The sequence below is a fragment of the Janthinobacterium sp. HH106 genome, from assembly GCF_001758725.1.
Classification (GTDB): Bacteria; Pseudomonadota; Gammaproteobacteria; order Burkholderiales; family Burkholderiaceae_D; genus Janthinobacterium.
This window is the reverse complement of the sequence record NZ_LRIC01000056.1, coordinates 57,829-77,999: the sequence shown is the minus strand read 5'-3', so window position 1 is coordinate 77,999 and position 20,171 is coordinate 57,829. Positions and strand designations below refer to the sequence as shown.

Genomic DNA, 20,171 nt, shown 5'->3' with positions numbered 1-20,171 from the left:
GCATCAGAAATTGGCAAATAAAAACAAGGTGAATGTTTTTATTTTCAGACTGTATTTTCAGTTTTTATCATGTTTAAAACTTGACCTGAAAGGGAATAATATGAATTTCATTAAAAACTTTATCGCCGAAGAAGATGGCGTGACCGCCATCGAATATGCGCTGATCGCTGCGCTGGTGGCGGCGGCGCTGGTCACGGCCGTCGGCTATTTCACCACAGGCCTCGATGGCGCCTTCAAGGCCATCGGCACCAAGTTGACGGGCGCGGCGATCTAAGACGCCCGCCCACCGCGCTGCACCCCGGCATGCCAGCTGCCCATGCGCACTGGCCTGCCGGCTTCCCGCCCAACGATGCGCATCCCGTCATGCGCTCGGCTTGCATCAGGTACACGATGGACCCTCATTCTTTCTGGACGTTCAGCCCCGCCATAGTCTTGTGGGGGCTGCTGGCCGCCGCTGTCTGGCATGACGTGCGCCGCCGGCGCATTCCCAACCGGCTGGTCTTTTCCGGTGCATTGCTCGGCGTGCTGCTCAACAGCCTGGCGTTGCCAGGGCTGACGCCGGCCGGGCCGTGGCTGGCCTTGGGCGGCTTGGCCGTCGGCCTGGGCTTGCTGCTGCCCATGTATGCGCTGAAGGCGCTGGGCGCGGGCGACGTCAAGCTGATGGCGATGGTGGGGGCGTTTCTGGGCCCGCGCCCCGCCGTGTTTGCCGTGCTGTGCAGCCTGCTTGCTGGCGGCGTGCTGGCGCTGGCCGTCGCCCTGTGCCAGGGCACGCTGCGCCAGGCCTTGGCCAATGCCCGGCAATTGCTGCTGCAAGGCTGGCTGCGCGCCGCGGCAGGCGAGGCGCCGCAGGTCGGCGCACCCGCGCTGGCAAGCGGCAGCCTGCCGTACGCGATCGCCATTGCCGCCGGCACCGCCATCAGCCTGGCCTTGGCGGCCGGCGGCCATGCATGACGCGCCGGGCAGCGATATGGCCGCGTGCGCGCGGAAACCCATGTTTCACCAAGAGGATAAATCATGAGAAATAGCCGCGTTGCGATCGTGCTGCTGCTGGCGTTGCTGATGGCGGGCGGCGCCGTGCTGGCGGCGGCCCGCTGGATGTCAGGGCAGGGCGCGCCGGCCAGCCAGACGGTGATGGTCGCGCTGGTCGATATCGGCGTGGGCGCGAAGGTGACGCCGGCCATGCTGCGCGGCATGGACTGGCCGGCGGGCGCCATGCCGCCGGGGGCGTTTGGCGACGCCGGCGCGCTGGACGGGCGCATCACGCGCAGCGCCGTCAGCAGGGGCGAGCCTGTGTTGGAAAGCAAGCTCGCGCCGCCCGGCGCCACCGGTGGCCTGTCGGCCATCGTCGCTGCCGGCAAGCGCGCCATGACCGTGCGCGTCAACGACGTGGTGGGGGTGGCCGGCTTCGCGCTGCCGGGCAACTTCGTCGACATTCTCGTGCATACGCAGGATGACCGCGCCAGACCGGCGGGCGGCGGGCCGCTGGCCATTTCCAAGATCGTGCTGGAGCGCATCCTGGTGCTGGCCGTGGCGCAGGAATCCGGCCGCGACGACAACAAGCCCAAGGTGGTCAACGCCGTGACCCTGGAGCTGACGCCGGAGCAGGTGGAAAAGCTGGACCTGGCGCGCAGCGTGGGCAGCCTGTCGCTGGTGCTGCGCAACCAGGTCGATCCGGCGCCCGCCGACACGGGCGGCGCCACCAAGGAGTCGCTGCTGGAATTGAAGGCGCTGGCGCCCGCGGCGGCGCCCGTGCGCGCGGCGCGGCGTCAGACGGCGCCGGCACGCGCTGCCGCGCGCGACAGCGTCACCGTCATCAAGGGCATGGATACCAGCGTCCAGCAATTTTAAATCAGCAGGCAAGCAAGGATGATCGATGAATACATTTCGTAAGCACGCCTCGAGTGCGGGCATGCGCCTGGCCCTGGCCTTGGGCGGCGCGGCCGCAGGCCTGGCCTGGCCCGGCAGCGCCGGCGCGGCGGCGCCTTCCCGGCAGGCCGTCATGACGCCAGTCGCGGCGCCGCCCATGTCGCTGGGCGCCGATATCGCCCGCCTGGGCGCGCCCGTGCGCATCGCCGTGGGCAAGTCCACCTTGCGCAGTCTGAGCCTGCCGGTGTCGCAGATCGCCGTCAACGATCCGCGCGTGGCCGGCGCCAGGATGCTGGGCTCGTCCAGCCAGCTGTTCGTCTGGGGCCTGGCCCCGGGCAGCACCAACCTGATCCTGTGGGACCGGCAGCAGCGCCCCGTGATCGTCGATATTGAAGTCGAGATCGATGTCGAGGGCTTGCAGGCGCAGCTGGCCTATGTCTTCCCCGGCGAGCATGCCGTCAAGGCGGGCGCGGCCGGCGGCAGCATCGTGCTGTCGGGGCAGGTCAGCGACAGCGTCAAGGCCAGCCAGATCCTCGAGATGGCGCAAGCCTATGCCCAGCGCGGCGCGGGCGAAGCGGCGGCGCCGGCCGACGGCGCCGCCAGCACTGCCAATGCCGCCGGCGGCGTCAAGGTCATCAATATGCTGACGGTCGCGGCGCCGCAGCAGGTCATGCTGGAAGTGAAGATCGCCGAAGTGTCGAAGACCCTGGTCGACCAGCTGGGCGCCAGCGTGGGCATCAGCGGCACGCGCGGCAACTGGAGCTACGGCCTGCTGTCGAACTTGCTCAGCGGCCATCCCAGCCAGCTGGGCGCCGTCAACGGCAAGAATGGCAACGGTCTCACGCTCGATGCGCAAAAGCGCGACGGCCTGGTCAAGGTGCTGGCCGAACCGAACATCATGGCCATCAGTGGCCAGGAAGCCAGTTTCCTCGCGGGCGGCAAGATTTTCATTCCGGTCGCGCAAGACAGCACCACCAACAAGATCACGCTGGAAGAAAAGGAATTCGGCATTGCCGTCAAGTTCACGCCCACCGTGCTCGAAGGCGGACGCATCAACCTGAAGGTGGCGCCGGAAGTGTCGGAGCTGAACCGCGAAGGCATCGGCATCACCACCGGCGGGGGCGCCGCCGCCAACGCGGTGCTGCCGGCCTTTACCACGCGGCGCACCACCACGACGGTGCAGTTGTTCGATGGCCAGAGTTTTGCCGTCGGCGGTTTGATCAAGAACAATGTGACGACCAATATCAAGGCCTTGCCCTTCCTGGGCGAGATTCCCGTGCTGGGCGCGCTGTTCCGCAGCAGCGATTTCCAGACGGACCGCACCGAGCTCGTCTTCATCATCACGCCGCACCTGGTCAAGCCGCTCGACAGTGAGATCGTGCTGCCGACCGATGCCTATGTGGCACCCAGCCGCGGCGAGTTCTTCTTGCAAGGAAAAATGGAAGGCGCCGCCGCGCCACGGCCGCGGCAGGACGCGGCCACGCAGACAGCGCCGGCCGGCGCGGACATTCAATAGGAGCACACCATGCAGCATGCCGTTTTCCTCCCCGTACTGCTGGCCGCCCTGGCCGCCAGCGGCTGCGCCGCCACGCCGAACCTGGACCGCCAGTTCGGCCACAGCGTCGCGCAGCTGCGCCAGCGCCAAATGCTGTCGCCGCAGGCGGGCGCGAACCGCGACCCCGTGGCCGGCTTGGACGGCAAGGCCGCCCAAGCCGCCTACGCGGCGTACCAGAAAAGCTTTGCCGCACCCGCGCCGCAAGCGGCCGCCTTCACCATCGGCGTCGGGGCGCGCAAGTGAAGCTGGCACCGTCACCACAGAACCAGCAAGGCCTATCGTGAAAATCGCCATCAATTCCAGGGATGAAAAAACACTGTCCGCACTGGGCCAGCTGCTGCGCGGCCGCAACCGGCTCGACGAGATCGATGCGGGCGGCGAAACGCTCGAACCGCTGCAGGCGGCGCAGTCGCCGCCCGACGTGCTGATCTTCGACCGTCCATCGAACGACGGCGCCGACCTGGCCGCCATCGAGCGCCTCAGCAACCTGCATCCGCGCATGGCTTTCATCGTGCTGTGCCACCAGCAGCCGCCCGAATTCCTGCTGCAGGCCATGCGCGCGGGCGTGCGCGACGTGCTGCCGTTTCCCGCCGCGCCGGCCAGCCTGTATGCGGCGCTCGAACGCATCGAGGAAAAGCTGGAGCGGCGCGAGCATGGCAATGGCAAGGTGCTGGCCTTCATCTCGTGCAAGGGCGGCAGCGGCGCCACCTTCATCGCCAGCAACCTCGGTTATGCGCTGGCCGCCGGCGGCCAGCAGCGCGTTGCCCTGATTGACATGAACCTGCATTTTGGCGACGCCTCGCTGTTCGTCTCCGAGAACAAGCCGCTGGCCACGCTGTCGGACGTCACGCGCGACATCCACCGGCTCGATTCCTCGTTCCTGGGATCGAGCATGCTGCACATCCTGCCCAACTACAGCGTGCTGGCCGCGCCCGAGGATCCCGCCCACGCCAGCGAAGTGGCGCCCGAACACATCGACGCCATCATCCGGCAGGCCAGGCGCCAGTACGATTTCATCGTGCTCGACGTGGGCCGCAACCTCGACGCCGTCAGCGTGCGCGCGCTGGACCACGCCGACATGATCTTTCCCGTCCTGCAGGCGACCTTGCCCTACATCCGCGACGGCAAGCGCCTGCTGGGCATGTTCCGCTCGCTCGAATACGCCAGTGACAAGGTGCATATCATCGTCAACCGCCACGACAAGGGCGGCGAGATCCGCCTGCGCGACCTGGAAGCGGCGTATGGCACGGCCGTCTACCGCACCGTGCCCAATCACTACGCCTCGGCGGCCGCCTCGGTCAACCAGGGCGTGCCGATTTTACAGCTCGACAAAGCCAGCCCGATCACGCGCTCGCTGCAGGAATTCGCCGCCAGCCTGGCCGGCGGCGCGGCCAGCACGGCGCGCCAGGGCTGGCTGGGCCGCGTCCTGCGGCGCGCCTGATCCACATCCCAGAACAGGAGCATTTCATGGCTAGTTCCCCCATCGCCGCCTTGTCCATCCGCGAACGTCTCGGCAGCGCCAAGATCGCCGCGCTCGCGCCGCAACGCATGGCGGCCATCGACAACCGCGGCTACCGCGACCTCAAGCTGCGCATCCATGGGCTGCTGCTCGAACGGGTCGACCTGGAAAGCATGCAGCGCCTGTCGCAGGAGCGCATCCGCGAAGAATTGCGCGGCCTGGTCGAGCGCTTGCTGGATGAAGAGGCGGTGGTCATCAACGAGGCCGAGCGCAGGAGCCTGACGCGCGATATCCAGCACGAGATGCTGGGCTTCGGCCCGCTGGAAACCCTGCTGTCGGATGCCAGCGTGTCGGACATCCTCGTCAACGGCCACCAGCAGGTCTATGTGGAGCGCGGCGGCCGCCTCGAGCTGACCGACGTCTGCTTCGACGATGACGCCCACCTGATGAAAATCATCGACAAGATCGTCTCGCGCGTGGGCCGGCGCATCGACGAATCGAGCCCCATGGTCGATGCGCGCCTGCCCGACGGTTCGCGCGTCAACGCCATCATCCCGCCGCTGGCCATCGACGGCCCCGTGATGTCGATCCGGCGTTTTTCCGTCGATCCGCTGCGCCTGGCCGACCTGGTCGCCTACCGCAGCATGACGGCGGAAATGGCCGAGGTGCTGCAGGGCCTGGGCAAGGCGAAGATGAATATCCTCATTTCCGGCGGTACGGGCAGCGGCAAGACCACCATGCTCAACGTGATTTCCGGCTTTATCGGCCAGACCGAGCGCATCGTCACGGTGGAAGACGCGGCCGAACTGCAGTTGCAGCAGCCGCACGTGGTACGGCTGGAAACGCGTCCGCCGAATATCGAAGGCAAGGGCGAAGTGAGCCAGCGCGCGCTGGTGCGCAATGCGCTGCGCATGCGTCCCGACCGCATCATCCTGGGCGAGGTGCGCGGCGCCGAGGCGCTCGACATGCTGGGCGCCATGAACACGGGCCATGAAGGTTCGATGGCGACCATCCACGCCAACACGCCGCGCGACGCCATCACGCGGCTGGAAAACATGATCAGCATGGCGGCGGCCAACCTGCCCAGCAAGGCCATCCGGCAGCAGATCAGCTCGGCCGTGTCGGTGGTGGTGCAGGTGTCGCGCCTGATCGACGGCAAGCGCAAGGTGACGTCGATCCAGGAAATCACGGGCATGGAAGGGGAGGTCATCACGATGCAGGAAATCTTCAGTTTCCGGCAGACGGGCGTGGCCGAGGGCGGCGCGGTGGTCGGGCATTTCTCGGCCAGCGGCATCCGCCCGCGCTTCCTCGAACGCCTGAACAGCTTCGGCATCGGCGTGCCGGCCTCGCTGTTCGAACCCACCGCGGCGGGGCGCTGACCCGCCATGCTTTCCTACCTTGTCTATCTGTTTATTTTCCTGGCCGTCCTGCTGCTGGTGGCTGGCGCCTGGCTGGCGTGGCAGGCGGCGCGGGGGCCGGGCGCGGCGCGCGTGGCGCGGCGCCTGCAAGCCATGTATACGGCCAGCGGTGGCGAACAGGCGCTGTCGATCACCAAGCAGCGCCCGCTGAGCGTCCATCCGTTTCTGCAAGGCGTGCTGGAAGGCTTGCCCGGCGCGGGGCGCATCGAGCAGCTATTGCTGCAGGCGGGCATGCGCTGGCTCGTGGCCAGCTTCCTCGGCTATTGCGCACTCGGCGCGCTGGCTGGCCTGCTGCTGGCCGGCGCGCTGCCGCTGCCCTGGTATGTGCGCCTGGGCCTGGGCGCGGGCGGCGCCATGCTGCCGTATCTGCTGGTGCGCCGCGCCAGGAGCCGGCGGCTGGTGCGCATCGAGCAGCAGCTGCCGGATGCGCTCGACCTGATGGGCCGCGCCATGCGTGCCGGCCATGCGTTTCCCACCGCGCTGAAAATGGTGGGCGAGGAGATGACGGGGCCGCTGGCCGAGGAATTTCGCGCCGTGTTCGACGAAGTCAGTTTCGGCGTCGCGATGGCCGATGCGCTGGGCAACCTGGCCGCGCGCGTGCCCAGCACGGACTTGCGCTATTTCGTCATCGCCGTGCTGATTCAGCGCGAAACGGGCGGCAACCTGACTGAATTGCTGAGCAGCATCAGCGCCATCATCCGCGACCGCCTGAAATTGCTGGGACAGGTGCGCGTGCTGTCGGCCGAAGGGCGCATGTCGGCCTGGGTCCTGGGCCTGCTGCCGTTCGGCGCGGCGCTGATGATGCACGTGATGAATCCGCAGTTTATCGCCGTGCTGTACACGGATGGGGGCGGGCGCAAGATGGTCGGCGTGGCGCTGGGCTTGCTGATGGTTGGCGTGCTCTGCATCAGAAAAATTATCCATATCCGGGTGTGACATGAAAGAAAAAACACGATGAGCGGCATGAGCGCGGCGCAGCTGGCTTTGCTGGGCCTGCTGTTCCTGATCGTTTTCGCGCTGGCCTTGCTGGTGCTGCGCATATTCGCCGGCAGCGCCGTGCAGGAGCGGCTGCAGGCGCTGGGCGATGCCGGCGCGGCCGGCGATAGCGGGCGCCATGCCAGACGGCGCTGGCTGGCGCATGCCGTCAGCCTGACGCGCCCGCTGGCCAGGCTGTCGCTGCCGGACGAGGGCTGGGAAAGTTCGCCCATCCGCAGCCGCTTCGTCCATGCCGGCTGGCGCAGCCAGGCCGCGCCCGCCCTGTTTTACGCGGGCAAGACGGCCTTGTTCGTGGGCTTGCCGCTGCTGGCGTACTTCCTGCTGCGCCACGGCGGGCACAATATGCTGTTGTGGCTGGTCGCGGCGGCCGCCCTCGGCTATTACTTGCCCAATGTCTGGCTGTCGCATTGCCTGAAACAGCGCCAGCGCGAAGTGTTCGAAACCTTTCCCGATGCGCTGGACCTGATGACGGTGTGCGTCGAAGCGGGGCTGGCCATGGATGCGGCGCTGGCGCGCGTGGCGCAGGAAATCGGCTTGAAAAGTGCGGTCCTGGCCGAAGAGCTGCAACTGGTGACGCTGGAACTGCGCGCCGGCAGCGCCAAGGACAAGGCCTTGCGCAACCTGGCCCTGCGCACCGGGGTGGAGGATGTCGATGCGCTGGTGACCTTGCTGATCCAGGCCGAACGCTTCGGCACGAGCATCGCCGCGTCGCTGCGCGTGCAGTCCGACCAGCTGCGCACCAAGCGGCGCCAGCGCGCCGAGGAAACGGCGGCCAGGATCGCCCTCAAGCTGCTGTTCCCGCTGATCTTTTTTATCTTCCCGTCGCTGATGGTGGTGCTGATGGGACCGGCGTTCCTGCAGATTTACCGCGTGCTGCTGCCGGCCATGCGGGGCGGCTGAGGGCTGGCCGGGGCCAAAAAAAAGCTGCCGGAGTTTCCTCCGGCAGCTTTTTTACATCAGGGCGCGTCTGGCGATCAGGCGAATGGTGCCAGCAGGGGGATCATCTGACCGAAGATCTTCGGGCTGGCGGCGATGACGTCGCCCTTGTACAGGTAGTCCGATTCGCCGGAAAATTCACCGACGATGCCGCCCGATTCCGTGATCATCAGGGCGCCGGCGGCGATATCCCAAGGCTTCAAGCCTTTTTCGTAGAAGCCGTCCAGGCGGCCGCAAGCGACGTTGGCCAGGTCCAGCGCGGCCGAGCCGGCACTGCGCACGCCCTGGCTGCGCTCGGCCATGATCTGGTACATCTTCAGGTATTCGTCGAGCGCGCGCGGGCCGGCGCCGTGGCCGGTACCCAGCATGGCGTTCGAAATGCGGTCCAGCTTGGTGACGCGGATGCGTTTTTCGTTCAGGTAGGCGCCGGCGCCCTTGGTGGCCGTGAACAGGTCGTTGCGGACCGGATCGTAGATGACGGCTTGCGTGACGACGCCACGATGCGCGAGCGCGATCGAGATGCAGTATTGCGGGAAGCCGTGGATAAAGTTGGTGGTGCCATCGATCGGGTCGATGATCCACTGATATTCATTCTCGTCGTGCGAGTTGGCGGAAGCTCCCGATTCCTCAGCCAGGAACGCGTGGTCCGGGTAGGCTTTGGACAGCACCTCGATGATGGCTTGTTCGGCCGCCTGGTCGACGTCGGTGACGAAATCGTTATGTTGTTTTTCCGTGACGACGACGCGGTCGAGGTCAAAAGAGGCGCGATTGATGACGGCGGCGCCGCGGCGGGCGGCTTTGATCGCCGTGTTGAGCATTGGGTGCATGTGAGCTTCCGTTAAAAGCACGCGACCGCCCATGGCCGCCTTGCGGCGCCGGTACGATAGAGTGCAAGAATGAATTAAAGAGCGGAGCGGTGCCGAAGTGGTTAAAATCCCGGCCTGGCGTCAGCGTTTTGTGACTCCGTTTCCCGAAATTTCCTGTATCGATACCGCGCAATAGCGCTATTTTAAATGAATCTGCCCGAAATCAACACGTCTCTTTTCAAACGCCTGCGATTTATTCTTGTCGAAACTAGTCGCTCTGGCAACATTGGCGCCGTCGCGCGCGCCATGAAAACGATGGGTTTTTCCGATCTGGTGCTGGTCAATCCCCGCTTTCCCGATGCCTTGACGGATGCGGAAGCGGTGGCCTTCGCCAGCGGCGCGCAGGATATTCTGTCCGGCGCGCGCATCGTCGGCTCGATCGCCGAGGCGCTCGAAGGCTGCAATTACGCGGCGGCCGTGTCGGCCCGACTGCGCGAATTCTCGCCGCCCGTCACGGCCCCGCGCGCCATCGCGGCGCAGCTGGCGGCCAGCGAAGACTTGCACGCGGCCGTCATCTTCGGCAACGAGCGCTTTGGCTTGCCCAACGAGATCGTCGAGCAGTGCAATGTGCTGATCAACATTCCCGCCAATCCCGAGTATTCCTCGCTGAACCTGTCGCAGGCGGCGCAGGTCGTCGCCTATGAATGCCGCGTGGCGGCGCTCGGCGATGCCCAAGCGGCCAGCCCCGTCGGCTTCCATGGCGACGCGGCCAGCCTGGCGCAGGTCGACGGCATGTATGCGCACCTTGAACAGGCGCTGGTCGCCATCGACTTCCTCGACGCGGACAACCCGAAAAAACTCATGCCGCGCTTAAAACGCCTGTTTTCGCGCACGGGGCTGGAAACGGAAGAAGTCAATATCCTGCGCGGCATCGCGCGGCATATCCTGGCGGTCGCCAAAAAAGGCCCATGATCGAGACGCGGCTGCTGCGCCAGTTCATCGCCGTCGCCGAGGAACTCAATTTCCGCCGCGCGGCCGAACGGCTGCACATGGCGCAGCCGCCGTTGTCGCAGGCGATACTGCGGCTGGAAGAGGCGCTGGGCTACCCCGTTTTCGAGCGCACCAACCGCAAGGTCAGCCTGACGCCGGCAGGGGATGCCTTCCTGGCCACGGCGCGCCAGGTGCTGGCCAGCCTGGAAGAGGGCGTGGCCGCCACGCGCCGGGTGGCCCAAGGCATCGAAGGCCACTTGCGCCTCAGCTTCATCCACATCACGCCGTACGCCCACGTGCTGGACGCCTTGCGCGCCTTCCGCGCCGCCTCGCCCGCCGTGCAATTCACCTTGCGCGAAGCGTCGACGCAACAGCAGGTCGAGTGGCTGGAACGGGGCGAGGTCGATATCGCCGTGCTGCGCGCGCCCGGCCGCAGCACGCCCGGCCTGCGCTTCGAGCGCCTGTCCGGCGAAGACATCGTGATCGCGCTGCCGTCGGATCACCGCTGCGCGGGCCAGGCGCGCGTGGACCTGGCGGACCTGGCCGGTGACGATTTCGTCGCCTCGCCGCGCGAGCTGGGCCAGGGTTTCCACGACCAGCTGGCCAGCCTGTGCCTGCATGCGGGTTTCGTGCCGCGCGTGGTGCAGCAGGCGCGCCGCTTGCAAACGGTGCTGGGACTGGTGGCGGCCGGCTTCGGCGTGGCCCTGCTGCCAGCCAGCCTGGCGGCGTCCAGGCCTGCCGGCGTCGTCATGCTGCCGCTGGCAAGCAGCGCGCCCGCGCCGCTGCGCCAGCTCGACCTGTACATGGCGTGGGACCCGCAGCGCATGTCCGCCGTGCGCGAGCGGCTGCTGGCGCAGCTGCGGCTGTCTGCTGCTCAATAAGACTTTGAACGTCTCGTTTCAAGATAAATAAGATATTTTACAGATGGTGGTGCAGGGGCCAGCATGGCGTTTTTGATTGTCAGGAGCTGCCATGTCCACCATGTCCTCACGCACAGTGCTGCCGTCCGCCATGCTGCCATCTTCCATTTATCTTCTTTCCCTGTGCAGCTTCGCCTTCGGCTTGTCTGAATTCATCGCCGCCGGCCTGTTGACCCCCATGGCGCGCGACTTGCACGCGAGCGTGGCGGCGGCCGGCGGCGCCATTGCCGCGTATGCGCTGGGGGCGGCCATCGGCGCGCCCGTGCTGACGGCCCTGCTGGCGCGCCGGCCCGTGCGCCAGGTGCTGGTGGCCACCATGCTCGTGCTGGCGGCCGGCAGCATGGCCATGGCGGCTGCGCCGGCGTTGGGCGCGCTGCTCGGTGTGCGTTTTGCCGTGGGCCTCGCGCATGGCGTGTTCATGGCCGTCGCTTCGCATGCGGCCACCAGCCTGGTCGACCCGTCCCGCGCGGGACGCGCGCTGTCCATCGTCTGGCTGGGCCTGACCCTGGCGCTGGCGGGCGGCGTGCCGCTGGGGACGTGGCTGGGCGCCGTCTCGTCGTGGCGCTGGGTATTTGTGGCCATCGGCGTGCTGGCCCTGTGCGGCGGTGCCGGCTTGCGCTGCGCCATGCCCGCCGCGCGCCGGCCGCTTGCTGCCACGTCGGCCCTGGCCAGCTTGCGCGCCATCCTGCAGCCGCCCCTGCTGCTGGCGGCCGGCGTGGCGGCGCTGGTCAGCGTGGCCACCTTCAGCTTTTTTACGTATGTCTCGCCGTTCCTGCTGCAGCTGGGCGGGCTCGATGCGGGCTGGCTCAGCGCTGCCATGCTGTGCTTTGGCGCGTGCGCCATCGGCGGCAACCTGCTTGGCGGCTGGTGCGCAGACCGTCCCCACGCGCTGCGCTTCACCGTGCTGGCCCTGGCCGCGCTGGCGCTCAACCTGCTGGGATTTTATGCGCTGCGCACGCATCCCCTGGCCATGCTGGCCCTGTGCGGCACCCTGGGCTTGCTGTTCTTTGCCCTCGTCACCCTGTCGACCATGCGCCTGCTGCGCCTGGCGCAGCGGCATTGCCCGGGCAGCGATGCGGTGGCGGCGGGCCTGAATATCGCCGCCTTCAATGCGGGCACGGCTGCCGGCGGGGCGCTGGGCGGTGTGCTGATCGTCGCCTTCGGCTTGCCCGGCATCGCCATCGGCGGCGCGCTGGCGGCGCTGCTGGCCATGCTGCCGCTGTGGTTACAGTCGCGTAAACTAGACGGCTCGCTCTAGTTTTTGCGCGCGGAAGCGCACTTCCTTTGGCGTACACTGGCCTGCAAAAGGCCGTACAAAACAAGGGGAGACATGGGAATGCGACGCAGATCGTTTTTGAAACTGGGCGTGTTGGGCGCCTGTGCGCTGGCCGCCGGCGGCGCCGCCTACCGCCTGGTGCGCGGGCCGGCGCCTCCTGGCCGTTTCGTGCTCGACGGCGAAGCGCGCGCTGCGCTGGCGGCCATCGTGCCGGCCATGCTGGGCAGCGCGCTGCCGCAGGAAACCCCCGCGCGGGCCGCGGCGCTCGATGGCGCCATCGCCGGCGTGGACACGGCCATCCATGGCTTGCCCCTGGCGGCGCAGCAGGAAGTGCAGGACCTGTTCGGCTTGCTGGCGCTGGCGCCCGCGCGGCGCTTCGTCGCAGGTGTAACAGGTGGCTGGCACGCAGCCGATCCGGCCCAGGTGGCCGCCTTTCTGCAGGCGTGGCGCACGCACCGCCTGGCCACCCTGCAGACGGCCTATCTGGCCCTGCATGACCTGATCCTCGGCGCCTGGTACGCCGATGCCGCCCACTGGGCCGCCATCGGCTATCCGGGACCGCTGCCCGAACTGAGCGCATAAGGCATCCATGAGCACATCCCCCATTCCTGATCCCATCGCCGCCGGCATTGCGGCAGGCTGGAACGTCACCGACGCCAGCACCCTGGGTACCGACCGCACCCTGGAAGCGGACGTCGTCGTCATCGGCAGCGGCGCCGGCGGCGGCGTGACGGCGGAAATCCTCGCGCTGGCCGGCTTGAAAGTCTTGATGGTCGAAGAGGGCGGCTTGAAGTCTTCGAAGGACTTCAAGATGCGCGAAGCGCAGGCCTATCCCGCGCTGTACCAGGAATCGGCCGCGCGCAAGACGCGCGACAAGGCGATCAATATCCTGCAGGGGCGTACGGTGGGCGGTTCGACCACCGTCAACTGGACTTCGAGTTTTCGCACACCGTCCGGCACGCTCGAATACTGGCGCCGGCATTTCGGCTTGTCCGGCTATTCGGTGGACGCCATGGCGCCGTGGTTCGCCATGATGGAAAAACGCCTGCACGTGAGCGACTGGGCCGCGCCGCCCAACGAAAACAACGATTTATTGCGCCGTGGCGCCGCGGCGCTGGGGATTCCGACGGCCGCCATCCGGCGCAACGTGAACGGCTGCTGGAATCTCGGCTACTGCGGCATGGGCTGCCCGACCAACGCCAAGCAGTCGATGCTGGTGACGACGATTCCGTCGGCGCTGGCGCTGGGCGCGGGGTTGCTCGTGCATGCGCGCGCCGAGCGTTTCAGCTTCAAGGGCGAGCGCATCGACAGCCTGCAAGTCACTGCGCTGGACGCGGCCGGGCAAGTACCCACGGGCGTGCGCCTGACGCTGCGCGCGAAACATTTTGTGCTGGCCGGCGGCGCCATCAATTCGCCGGCCCTGCTGCTGCGCTCGCAGGCGCCCGACCCGCACGGCTTGCTGGGCCGGCGCACTTTCCTGCATCCGACCGTGGTGTCGGCGGGCCTGTTCCCGCAGCGCGTCGACGCCTACGCGGGCGCGCCGCAGACGATTTATTCCGACCATTTCCTGCACACGGCGCCCATCGACGGCCCCATCGGCTACAAGCTCGAAGCGCCGCCTTTGCACCCGCTGCTGATGGCCACCACCATGGGCGGCTTCGGCGACGAGCATGCGCGCACCATGCGCGACTTCCCCCATGCGCACGCCTTGCTGGCGCTGCTGCGCGACGGCTTTCACCATGAGGCGGTCGGCGGCAGCGTCTCCATCGACAGCTTCGGCGCGCCCGTGCTCGACTATCCGCTCACGCCGTTCATCTGGGATGGCGTGCGGCGCGCGCTGCTGTCGATGGCGGAAATCCAGTTCGCCGCCGGCGCCAGGACCGTGTATCCCGTGCACGAGATGGCCAGCCACTACACGAGCTGGACGCAGGCGAAGCGGGCCATCGGCGATTTGCCGATGCAGGCGCTGCTGGCGCGCGTGGTATCGGCCCACGTGATGGGCGGCTGCGCCATGTCGGACGATGCGCGCCTGGGCGTGACGGGCGCCGACGGCCGCTACCACGGCGTGCGCAACCTGTCCGTGCACGACGGCTCGCTGTTTCCCACGTCGATAGGCGCCAATCCGCAACTGACGATCTATGCGCTGGCCGCGCGCCTGGCCAGCGGGCTGGCGCAGCAATTAACGGGCAAGCCGGCGCCCGTTCCCCTTGCAGGCGCTGCATGATCGCGCGCATCCTCAAGTGGCTGATGCTGCTGCAGGTGCTGGCCGTGCTGGGGTTGGCGTACCTGGCCATGCACGCGTGGGGCGTCGCCTCGCCCGCCATGGCCCTGCTGCTGGCGGGCGCCATGCTGCTGGCCGTGCGCGCGCTGATCGTGGCGCGCAATTTCTGGCAGAGCCGGCGCCTGGGCAGCCCCGTACCAGAGCAATATCAGTTGGGTGCCGGGGGTGCCGCGCGCCTGTTTTTCGGCGAGCTGCGCGCTACCCTGCGGTCCTCGTCGTGGGACATGCTGCGTCCGCGCCTGCATGCGGCCGACAACGTCGCTGGCCAGGGTCTGCCGGTGCTGCTGGTGCACGGCTATGTGTGCAACCGCGGCTACTGGACGCAGCTGAGCCGGCAGCTGGCGCGCGCCGGCATCGCGCACGACGGCGTCGACCTGGAGCCGATAGGCGCCGACATCGAAGACTTCGTGCCGCAGGTCGAGCAAGCGATCGAGGCGTTGTGCGCGCGCACGGGCAGCGACCGCGTCATTATCGTCGCCCACAGCATGGGCGGCCTGGTGGCGCGCGCCTGGCTGCGACGTTACGGCGCGGCCCGCGTGGCGCGCATCCTCACCATCGGCACGCCCCACCACGGCACGGCGCTGGCCAACCTGGCGGCGGGGACGAATGCGCGGCAGATGAGCCGCATTGACGATGCGCCCAGCGGCTGGCTGGCGCAGCTGGCCGCCAGCGAGACGACGGAAACGCGCGCGCTGATCACGTCGATGTATTCGCATCACGACAATATCGTCGCGCCGCAAGCGTCCGCGCAGTTGCCGGGCGCGCGCAATCTCGCCTTTGGCGGCATCGGCCACGTGGCGCTGGCCAGCGACGCGCGCGTGCTGCGCCGGCTGCTGGCAGAAATCACTATCAAGAACGAAGTCACCCAGCCCCCTTCGGCCCCCCATTTCGCCTGAGTCCTGTTGTGTTTTGTCTGCATGGCAAGACTGTCTGTTTTGACTCTGCTGTTGCCCCTGTTTAACAACGCAAGGGGCAGATAATGCTGTTTTCCACTGGCGTACTGTATTAAGCTAGCATCGGAAGACAGGCGGTGGAAATTTGTTCTTGAGGCCGCTTGCCCCGTTCCGCAGCCTGACGACGGCCACCTATTTCTCTGGATATATGGCAAGATGTTGTAGGATTGTTATGTTGGCTGCGCAAGCGGAAAGTTGAACGCAGGCAGAAAATGAGTCCATGCAGTTTTTATTGGGGGCGCTAATTGTCCGCACGTATACTGATTATCGAAGATAACGCCACCAATATGGAATTGATGGTGTATTTGCTGCGTGCCTTCGGGTACACGCCGCTGGCCGCCTATGATGGTGAAGAGGGCGTGCGCATGGCGCGCAGCGAATTGCCCGACCTGATCATTTGCGATGTGCATTTGCCCAAGCTCGATGGCTATGGCGTCGTGGCGGAGCTGAAGAAAGACCCGCTGCTGCGCAAGATTCCTGCCTTGGCCGTGACGGCGCTGGCCATGGTGGGCGACCGAGAACGCCTGCTCGAAGCGGGCTTCAATGGCTACATCGGCAAGCCGATCGAACCCGACCTGTTCGTGGCGGAGCTGGAGTCTTTTTTACCCGGGGCGCCGTCGACGCCAGTTAAAAACGACATAGCCACCATCCTGATCGTCGATGATCATGTGCTGAACCGCGAATTCCTCACCGCTCTGCTGGGCTACGGCGGCCACCGCCTGCTGGAGGCGGCCAATGGCGCCGACGCGCTGGAAATCCTGCGCACCGAGCGGCCGGACCTGATCATCTCCGACATCCTCATGCCGAACATGGACGGCTACGAATTCGTCACGCGCGTGCACGCCGATCCCGCGCTGACCGACGTGCCCATCATCTTTTATACGGCCACCTACCGCGAGCAGGAAGCGATCCTGCTGGCGCAGGCATGCGGCGTGCGCTGGGTGCTGCCCAAGCCGTCCGATCCCGAGGTTATCGTGCGCACCGTCAACGAGGCGCTGGGGCTGATGCCGGCGGCGGCCCAGATGGCGGCGGGGCCCGGCGCGGGCGGCGGGGCGGCGCTTCCCGTCACGGGCAAGCTGGCCGGCATCGAGCATCAGGTCAGCGGCTACCTCGACGAACTCGAATCGAGCAGCCAGCAGATTTCGCAGCTGGCCAGCCAGCGCGAGGGCCAGGCCGCGCTTCCCGAAGACCTGGGCGTCATGACGGAGCGCCTGTCGCGTTCGCTGTCGAGCCTGCAGGCGGTGAGCCTGCGCCTGACGGCCCTGATCGAACTCGGCATCGAGCTGGGCGCCGAACGCGATCCGCGCGCCCTGATCGAGGCGGGCTGCAAGGTGGCGCAGAACATCTGCGTCTCCAAGTACGCCTGCATCGGCGTGCTGGAAGAGGGCGCCGAAAAGCTCAGCTATTTTTCCTCGTGCGGCGCCGAGAAAAACCTCGAGCGCATCGCCAGCGCGCCGCGCACGGGCATCCTGAACCGCTTGCTGGAACAGCGCCAGCCCTACCGGGTCAATGGCTTGAAGGGCGATCCCGGCGCGCTCGGCTTGCCCGACACGCACCCGCCCGTGCATTCCTTCCTGGGCGTGGCCATCGCTTCGCGCGAACGCAGCCACGGCTGGCTGTACCTGGTCGACAAGCTGGGGGCGAATGAATTTTCCGAAGTCGACGAGCGCGTCGCCGCGACGGTGGCGGCGCAGATCGCCGTCGCCTACGACAACCTGCTGCTGTACGACGAGATCAAGCGCCATCACGAGCAGCTGACACTGGACATGGCGGCGCGCATCCGCCTCGATGAAGACTTGCGCCGCTTCCGCCTGGCGATGGATGCCACGGCCGACGCGATTTTCCTCGTCGACCGCGCCGGCATGTGCTTCGTCGACGTCAACCAGACGGCTTGCCGCATGCTCGGTTTCGAGCGCGAGGATTTCCTGCGCGTGGGGCCGGGCCGCGCGCACGAGGGCGAATCCCAGCTCGAAGAGCTGTACAACAAGCTGCTGGCCGGCGACCAGGGCGGCCCCATGACGGAATTGCAGCTGCAGCGCAAGGACGGCTCGCCGCTGTCGGTGGAAGTGCAGCGGCGCACCCTGCGCTCGGGGCAGAGCTGGATCCTGGTGGCCGTGGCGCGCGACATCACCGAGCGCAAGGATGCCGAGCAGCGTTTGATGAAGCTGGCCCATTTCGATACCTTGACGGGTTTGCCGAACCGCAGCCAGTTTTATGCTTCGCTGACCCATTCGCTGTCCCAGGCGGCCGAACACCAGTGGGCCGTGGCCGTGCTGTTCATGGATGTCGACCGCTTCAAGAATATCAACGATACCCTGGGCCACACCATCGGCGACGACCTGCTGCGGCAGTTTTCCAGCCGCCTCGTCGATTGCCTGCGCGTGCGCGACACCATCGGCCGCTTTGGCGGCGATGAATTTGCCACCATCCTGGTGCTGCCTGAAGGCGCCCAGCATGCCGTGGGCGTGGTCGACAAGATCCGCGAGGCGATGCGCAAGCCCTTCGACTTGCAGGGCCACGAGGTGACGGTGACGGTCAGCATCGGCATTTCCGTGTTCCCCGAGGATGCGGTCGATGCGGACACGCTGATTCAATACGCCGACACGGCCATGTACCGCGCCAAGGAAGCGGGGCGCGACGCCTTCCGCTTCTTCACGGCGGAAATGAATGCGCAATCGATGGCGCGGCTGGACATGGAAAATGCCTTGCGGCGCGCCATCGACAACGAGGAATTCGTGCTGTTCTTCCAGCCCAAGGTGAATATCATCTCGGGGCGCATCAGCGGCGCCGAAGCGCTGATCCGCTGGCGCCGTCCGGGCCACGGCATGGTCTCGCCGGCCCTGTTCATCCCCCTGCTGGAAGAAACGGGCCTCATCGTGCGCGTCGGCAACTGGGTGCTCGACGAGGCCTGCAAGAAGATCAGCGAGTGGGGCGCCAGCAGCATCGGCCCCGTGCACCTGTCGGTGAACGTGTCGGGCATCCAGTTCTTCGTCGGGGGCCTGGAAGAGGAGGTGCTCAAGGCCATCCGCAAGTACGATATCGCGCCCGACCTGCTGGAACTGGAGCTGACGGAAAGCTCGCTGATGTCGAATGCCGAGGAGACCATCTCCGTGCTGCGCAACCTGAAGGCGCTGGGCATCCAGATTTCCATCGACGATTTCGGCACCGGCTATTCCAGCCTGGCCTACCTGAAGCGCTTCCCCATCGACAAGCTGAAGATCGACATCGCCTTCGTGCGCGAAGTGACGAGCAATCCGGACGACGCGGCCATCGTGCTGGCCATCATCAGCATGGCGCACAGCATGAAACTGGAGGTGATTGCCGAAGGCGTGGAAAACGATGCGCAGCTGGCTTATTTGCGGCGCCACGGCTGCGACGAGATGCAGGGCTATTATTTCAGCCGCCCCGTGCCGCAGGAAGAATTCGAGCAGATGCTGATGGGGGGCAAGCTGCTGCAGGCGCCGCAGGATGATGGCAGCGAAGAGCAGCAAACCTTGCTGATCGTCGACGACGATGTCTTCATGCTCGACGTGCTCAGCGACTTCCTGGCGCAGGACGGCTACCGCATCCTGACGGCGCAGACGGCCGCCGAGGGCTTCGACATCCTGGCGCGCCACAAGGTGCAGGTGATCCTGTGCGACCAGTGCATGCCGCTCATGAGCGGCACCGAATTCATGGAGCGGGTCAAGCACCTGTGCCCCGACACCTTCCGCATCATGCTGTCGGCCTTTGCCGACCTGACGCCCATCATGGCGGCCATCAACCGCGGCGCCGTCGACCGCTTCTACACCAAGCCGTGGAAAGGCGCCGTGCTGCGCGAGAATATCCGCGAAGGCTTCCGCTTGCACAAGCTGCTGCATGGCCCCGTGAAAGCGGCGGCTTAGGCGCTGGCCGCGCGCAAGCGACCGGCCGCCGCGTGCGCTGGCGCACCTTGGGGCGCAGCTCGCTATCGAATTAGACTCCCGTCTCTAGTTTTGCTCTCTAGAATAAAAACATCCATGTAGTGGCATGGCCTTTCACATGACGGGAGCGGGCGATGGTAAAGAAATTGAAGGAACTGGCGGAAGACACGGAATTGGCGAGCGCCGTGCGCTCGTCGGCGCAGCAGATCTGGCAAGCGGGCCTGGGCGCCTTCGCCAAGGCGCAGGAAGAGGGCGGACGCGTGTTTTCCAAGCTGGTCAAGGAGGGCACGGAATTCCAGAAGCGCGCCGAAGACAAGGTGGCCGATGTCAGCGGCAGCGTCAGCAAGCTGGCCGATGGTGTGGGCAAGCAGGCCAGCGGTTCCTGGGACAAGCTGGAACAGGTGTTTGAGGAGCGCGTGGCGCGGGCCCTGGCCACCATCGGCGTGCCCATGCAAAACGACATTGCCGCGCTGCACGCCAAGATCGATGCCTTGAGCGTGCAGGTGGCGGCCCTGTCGGGCAAGGCCGCGCCGGCGGCCAAGCCGAAGGCCGTTGCCAAGCCTGCCGCGAAGACGGCGCCGAAAACGGCACCGAAGGCGGCCGTCGCCAAGGCTCCGGGCAAGGCACCGGTCAAGACGACCGCCAAGGCGGTGCCGCGCGCCGCCGCCAAGTCCGTGACCAAGCCCGTGACCAAACCAGCCGCCAGCAAGCCAGCCGTCAGGCCGGCGGCGAAGAAAAAAGCATCGCCGGCCTGAGCTGGCGCAGCATTCCTCCAGCCTGCTCGCGCAGGCTTTTTTTTGCCTGCCTTATTCG

18 protein-coding genes are annotated in these 20,171 nt (G+C 66.5%); 17 read left to right on the top strand and 1 reads right to left on the bottom strand.

Annotated elements, in window-relative coordinates:
* The first annotated feature begins 100 nt into the window (after positions 1-100).
* From JAB8_RS28300 to JAB8_RS21260, 9 genes are all read left to right on the top strand, one after another.
* Positions 101-274 (top strand): Flp family type IVb pilin, encoded by a 174-nt coding sequence (locus tag JAB8_RS28300; RefSeq protein ID WP_071650303.1) that lies wholly within the window; start codon positions 101-103, stop codon positions 272-274.
* 116 nt (positions 275-390) lie between these two features.
* Positions 391-951 carry an A24 family peptidase gene (locus JAB8_RS21295; protein ID WP_083287855.1) on the top strand — a complete coding sequence of 187 codons (561 nt, stop codon included), beginning with the start codon at positions 391-393 and terminating at the stop codon, positions 949-951.
* 63 nt (positions 952-1,014) lie between these two features.
* The gene (gene cpaB, locus JAB8_RS21290; RefSeq protein WP_070291314.1) at positions 1,015-1,848 is read left to right on the top strand and encodes a Flp pilus assembly protein CpaB; all 834 of its coding nucleotides are present in this window, start codon (positions 1,015-1,017) and stop codon (positions 1,846-1,848) included.
* Positions 1,849-1,873: 25 nt separating this feature from the next.
* On the top strand, positions 1,874-3,382 hold the full coding sequence (locus tag JAB8_RS21285) for a type II and III secretion system protein family protein (RefSeq protein ID WP_070291313.1): 1,509 nt from the start codon (positions 1,874-1,876) through the stop codon (positions 3,380-3,382).
* A 9-nt stretch (positions 3,383-3,391) separates the two neighbouring features.
* Complete coding sequence (locus tag JAB8_RS21280) at positions 3,392-3,664, top strand: hypothetical protein (RefSeq protein WP_070224963.1); 273 nt, start codon at positions 3,392-3,394, stop codon at positions 3,662-3,664.
* A gap of 37 nt (positions 3,665-3,701) precedes the next feature.
* Positions 3,702-4,862 (top strand): AAA family ATPase, encoded by a 1,161-nt coding sequence (locus tag JAB8_RS21275; protein ID WP_070224964.1) that lies wholly within the window; start codon positions 3,702-3,704, stop codon positions 4,860-4,862.
* Between the two features lie 107 nt (positions 4,863-4,969).
* The gene (locus JAB8_RS21270; RefSeq protein ID WP_139143130.1) at positions 4,970-6,259 is read left to right on the top strand and encodes a CpaF family protein; all 1,290 of its coding nucleotides are present in this window, start codon (positions 4,970-4,972) and stop codon (positions 6,257-6,259) included.
* 6 nt (positions 6,260-6,265) lie between these two features.
* Positions 6,266-7,234 (top strand): type II secretion system F family protein, encoded by a 969-nt coding sequence (locus JAB8_RS21265; RefSeq protein ID WP_070291312.1) that lies wholly within the window; start codon positions 6,266-6,268, stop codon positions 7,232-7,234.
* A gap of 27 nt (positions 7,235-7,261) precedes the next feature.
* On the top strand, positions 7,262-8,194 hold the full coding sequence (locus tag JAB8_RS21260; protein WP_083287854.1) for a type II secretion system F family protein: 933 nt from the start codon (positions 7,262-7,264) through the stop codon (positions 8,192-8,194).
* Positions 8,195-8,268: 74 nt separating this feature from the next.
* Here the strand turns inward: JAB8_RS21260 and JAB8_RS21255 are convergent, their stop codons facing one another.
* Positions 8,269-9,048 (bottom strand): inositol monophosphatase family protein, encoded by a 780-nt coding sequence (locus JAB8_RS21255; RefSeq protein WP_070224967.1) that lies wholly within the window; start codon positions 9,046-9,048, stop codon positions 8,269-8,271.
* Positions 9,049-9,243: 195 nt separating this feature from the next.
* Here JAB8_RS21255 and JAB8_RS21250 point away from each other — a divergent pair, with 195 nt between their 5' ends.
* The 8 genes from JAB8_RS21250 (at position 9,244) to JAB8_RS21215 (ending at position 20,113) form a co-directional block, all read left to right on the top strand.
* Positions 9,244-10,008 carry an RNA methyltransferase gene (locus JAB8_RS21250; RefSeq protein WP_070224968.1) on the top strand — a complete coding sequence of 255 codons (765 nt, stop codon included), beginning with the start codon at positions 9,244-9,246 and terminating at the stop codon, positions 10,006-10,008.
* Positions 10,005-10,907, top strand: coding sequence for a LysR substrate-binding domain-containing protein (locus tag JAB8_RS21245; protein ID WP_070291310.1), 903 nt, complete (start codon positions 10,005-10,007; stop codon positions 10,905-10,907). Before JAB8_RS21250 ends, JAB8_RS21245 begins: the two co-directional genes overlap by 4 nt.
* A gap of 100 nt (positions 10,908-11,007) precedes the next feature.
* Positions 11,008-12,204 carry an MFS transporter gene (locus JAB8_RS21240; RefSeq protein ID WP_254679563.1) on the top strand — a complete coding sequence of 399 codons (1,197 nt, stop codon included), beginning with the start codon at positions 11,008-11,010 and terminating at the stop codon, positions 12,202-12,204.
* A 72-nt stretch (positions 12,205-12,276) separates the two neighbouring features.
* Positions 12,277-12,804, top strand: a complete 528-nt coding sequence (locus JAB8_RS21235; protein ID WP_070291308.1) for a hypothetical protein — start codon at positions 12,277-12,279, stop codon at positions 12,802-12,804.
* Positions 12,805-12,811: 7 nt separating this feature from the next.
* Positions 12,812-14,446: a GMC family oxidoreductase gene (locus tag JAB8_RS21230; RefSeq protein ID WP_070291307.1), complete on the top strand. Its 1,635-nt coding sequence runs from the start codon at positions 12,812-12,814 to the stop codon at positions 14,444-14,446.
* The gene (locus tag JAB8_RS21225; protein ID WP_070291306.1) at positions 14,443-15,399 is read left to right on the top strand and encodes an alpha/beta fold hydrolase; all 957 of its coding nucleotides are present in this window, start codon (positions 14,443-14,445) and stop codon (positions 15,397-15,399) included. Before JAB8_RS21230 ends, JAB8_RS21225 begins: the two co-directional genes overlap by 4 nt.
* A 302-nt stretch (positions 15,400-15,701) precedes the next feature.
* On the top strand, positions 15,702-19,340 hold the full coding sequence (locus JAB8_RS21220; RefSeq protein ID WP_070224974.1) for an EAL domain-containing protein: 3,639 nt from the start codon (positions 15,702-15,704) through the stop codon (positions 19,338-19,340).
* 152 nt (positions 19,341-19,492) lie between these two features.
* Positions 19,493-20,113 (top strand): phasin family protein, encoded by a 621-nt coding sequence (locus tag JAB8_RS21215; RefSeq protein WP_070291305.1) that lies wholly within the window; start codon positions 19,493-19,495, stop codon positions 20,111-20,113.
* Positions 20,114-20,171 lie beyond the last annotated feature (58 nt).

Bases quoted from the DNA above. Each gene is read 5' to 3' on its own strand.
- JAB8_RS28300 (WP_071650303.1), top strand. From the start codon at position 101: ATGAATTTCATTAAAAACTTTATCGCCGAAGAAGATGGCGTGACCGCC.
- JAB8_RS21295 (WP_083287855.1), top strand. From the start codon at position 391: ATGGACCCTCATTCTTTCTGGACGTTCAGCCCCGCCATAGTCTTGTGG.
- cpaB (WP_070291314.1), top strand. From the start codon at position 1,015: ATGAGAAATAGCCGCGTTGCGATCGTGCTGCTGCTGGCGTTGCTGATG.
- JAB8_RS21285 (WP_070291313.1), top strand. From the start codon at position 1,874: ATGAATACATTTCGTAAGCACGCCTCGAGTGCGGGCATGCGCCTGGCC.
- JAB8_RS21280 (WP_070224963.1), top strand. From the start codon at position 3,392: ATGCAGCATGCCGTTTTCCTCCCCGTACTGCTGGCCGCCCTGGCCGCC.
- JAB8_RS21270 (WP_139143130.1), top strand. From the start codon at position 4,970: ATGGCGGCCATCGACAACCGCGGCTACCGCGACCTCAAGCTGCGCATC.
- JAB8_RS21265 (WP_070291312.1), top strand. From the start codon at position 6,266: ATGCTTTCCTACCTTGTCTATCTGTTTATTTTCCTGGCCGTCCTGCTG.
- JAB8_RS21260 (WP_083287854.1), top strand. From the start codon at position 7,262: ATGAGCGCGGCGCAGCTGGCTTTGCTGGGCCTGCTGTTCCTGATCGTT.
- JAB8_RS21255 (WP_070224967.1), bottom strand. From the start codon at position 9,048: ATGCTCAACACGGCGATCAAAGCCGCCCGCCGCGGCGCCGCCGTCATC.
- JAB8_RS21250 (WP_070224968.1), top strand. From the start codon at position 9,244: ATGAATCTGCCCGAAATCAACACGTCTCTTTTCAAACGCCTGCGATTT.
- JAB8_RS21245 (WP_070291310.1), top strand. From the start codon at position 10,005: ATGATCGAGACGCGGCTGCTGCGCCAGTTCATCGCCGTCGCCGAGGAA.
- JAB8_RS21240 (WP_254679563.1), top strand. From the start codon at position 11,008: ATGTCCTCACGCACAGTGCTGCCGTCCGCCATGCTGCCATCTTCCATT.
- JAB8_RS21235 (WP_070291308.1), top strand. From the start codon at position 12,277: ATGGGAATGCGACGCAGATCGTTTTTGAAACTGGGCGTGTTGGGCGCC.
- JAB8_RS21230 (WP_070291307.1), top strand. From the start codon at position 12,812: ATGAGCACATCCCCCATTCCTGATCCCATCGCCGCCGGCATTGCGGCA.
- JAB8_RS21225 (WP_070291306.1), top strand. From the start codon at position 14,443: ATGATCGCGCGCATCCTCAAGTGGCTGATGCTGCTGCAGGTGCTGGCC.
- JAB8_RS21215 (WP_070291305.1), top strand. From the start codon at position 19,493: ATGGTAAAGAAATTGAAGGAACTGGCGGAAGACACGGAATTGGCGAGC.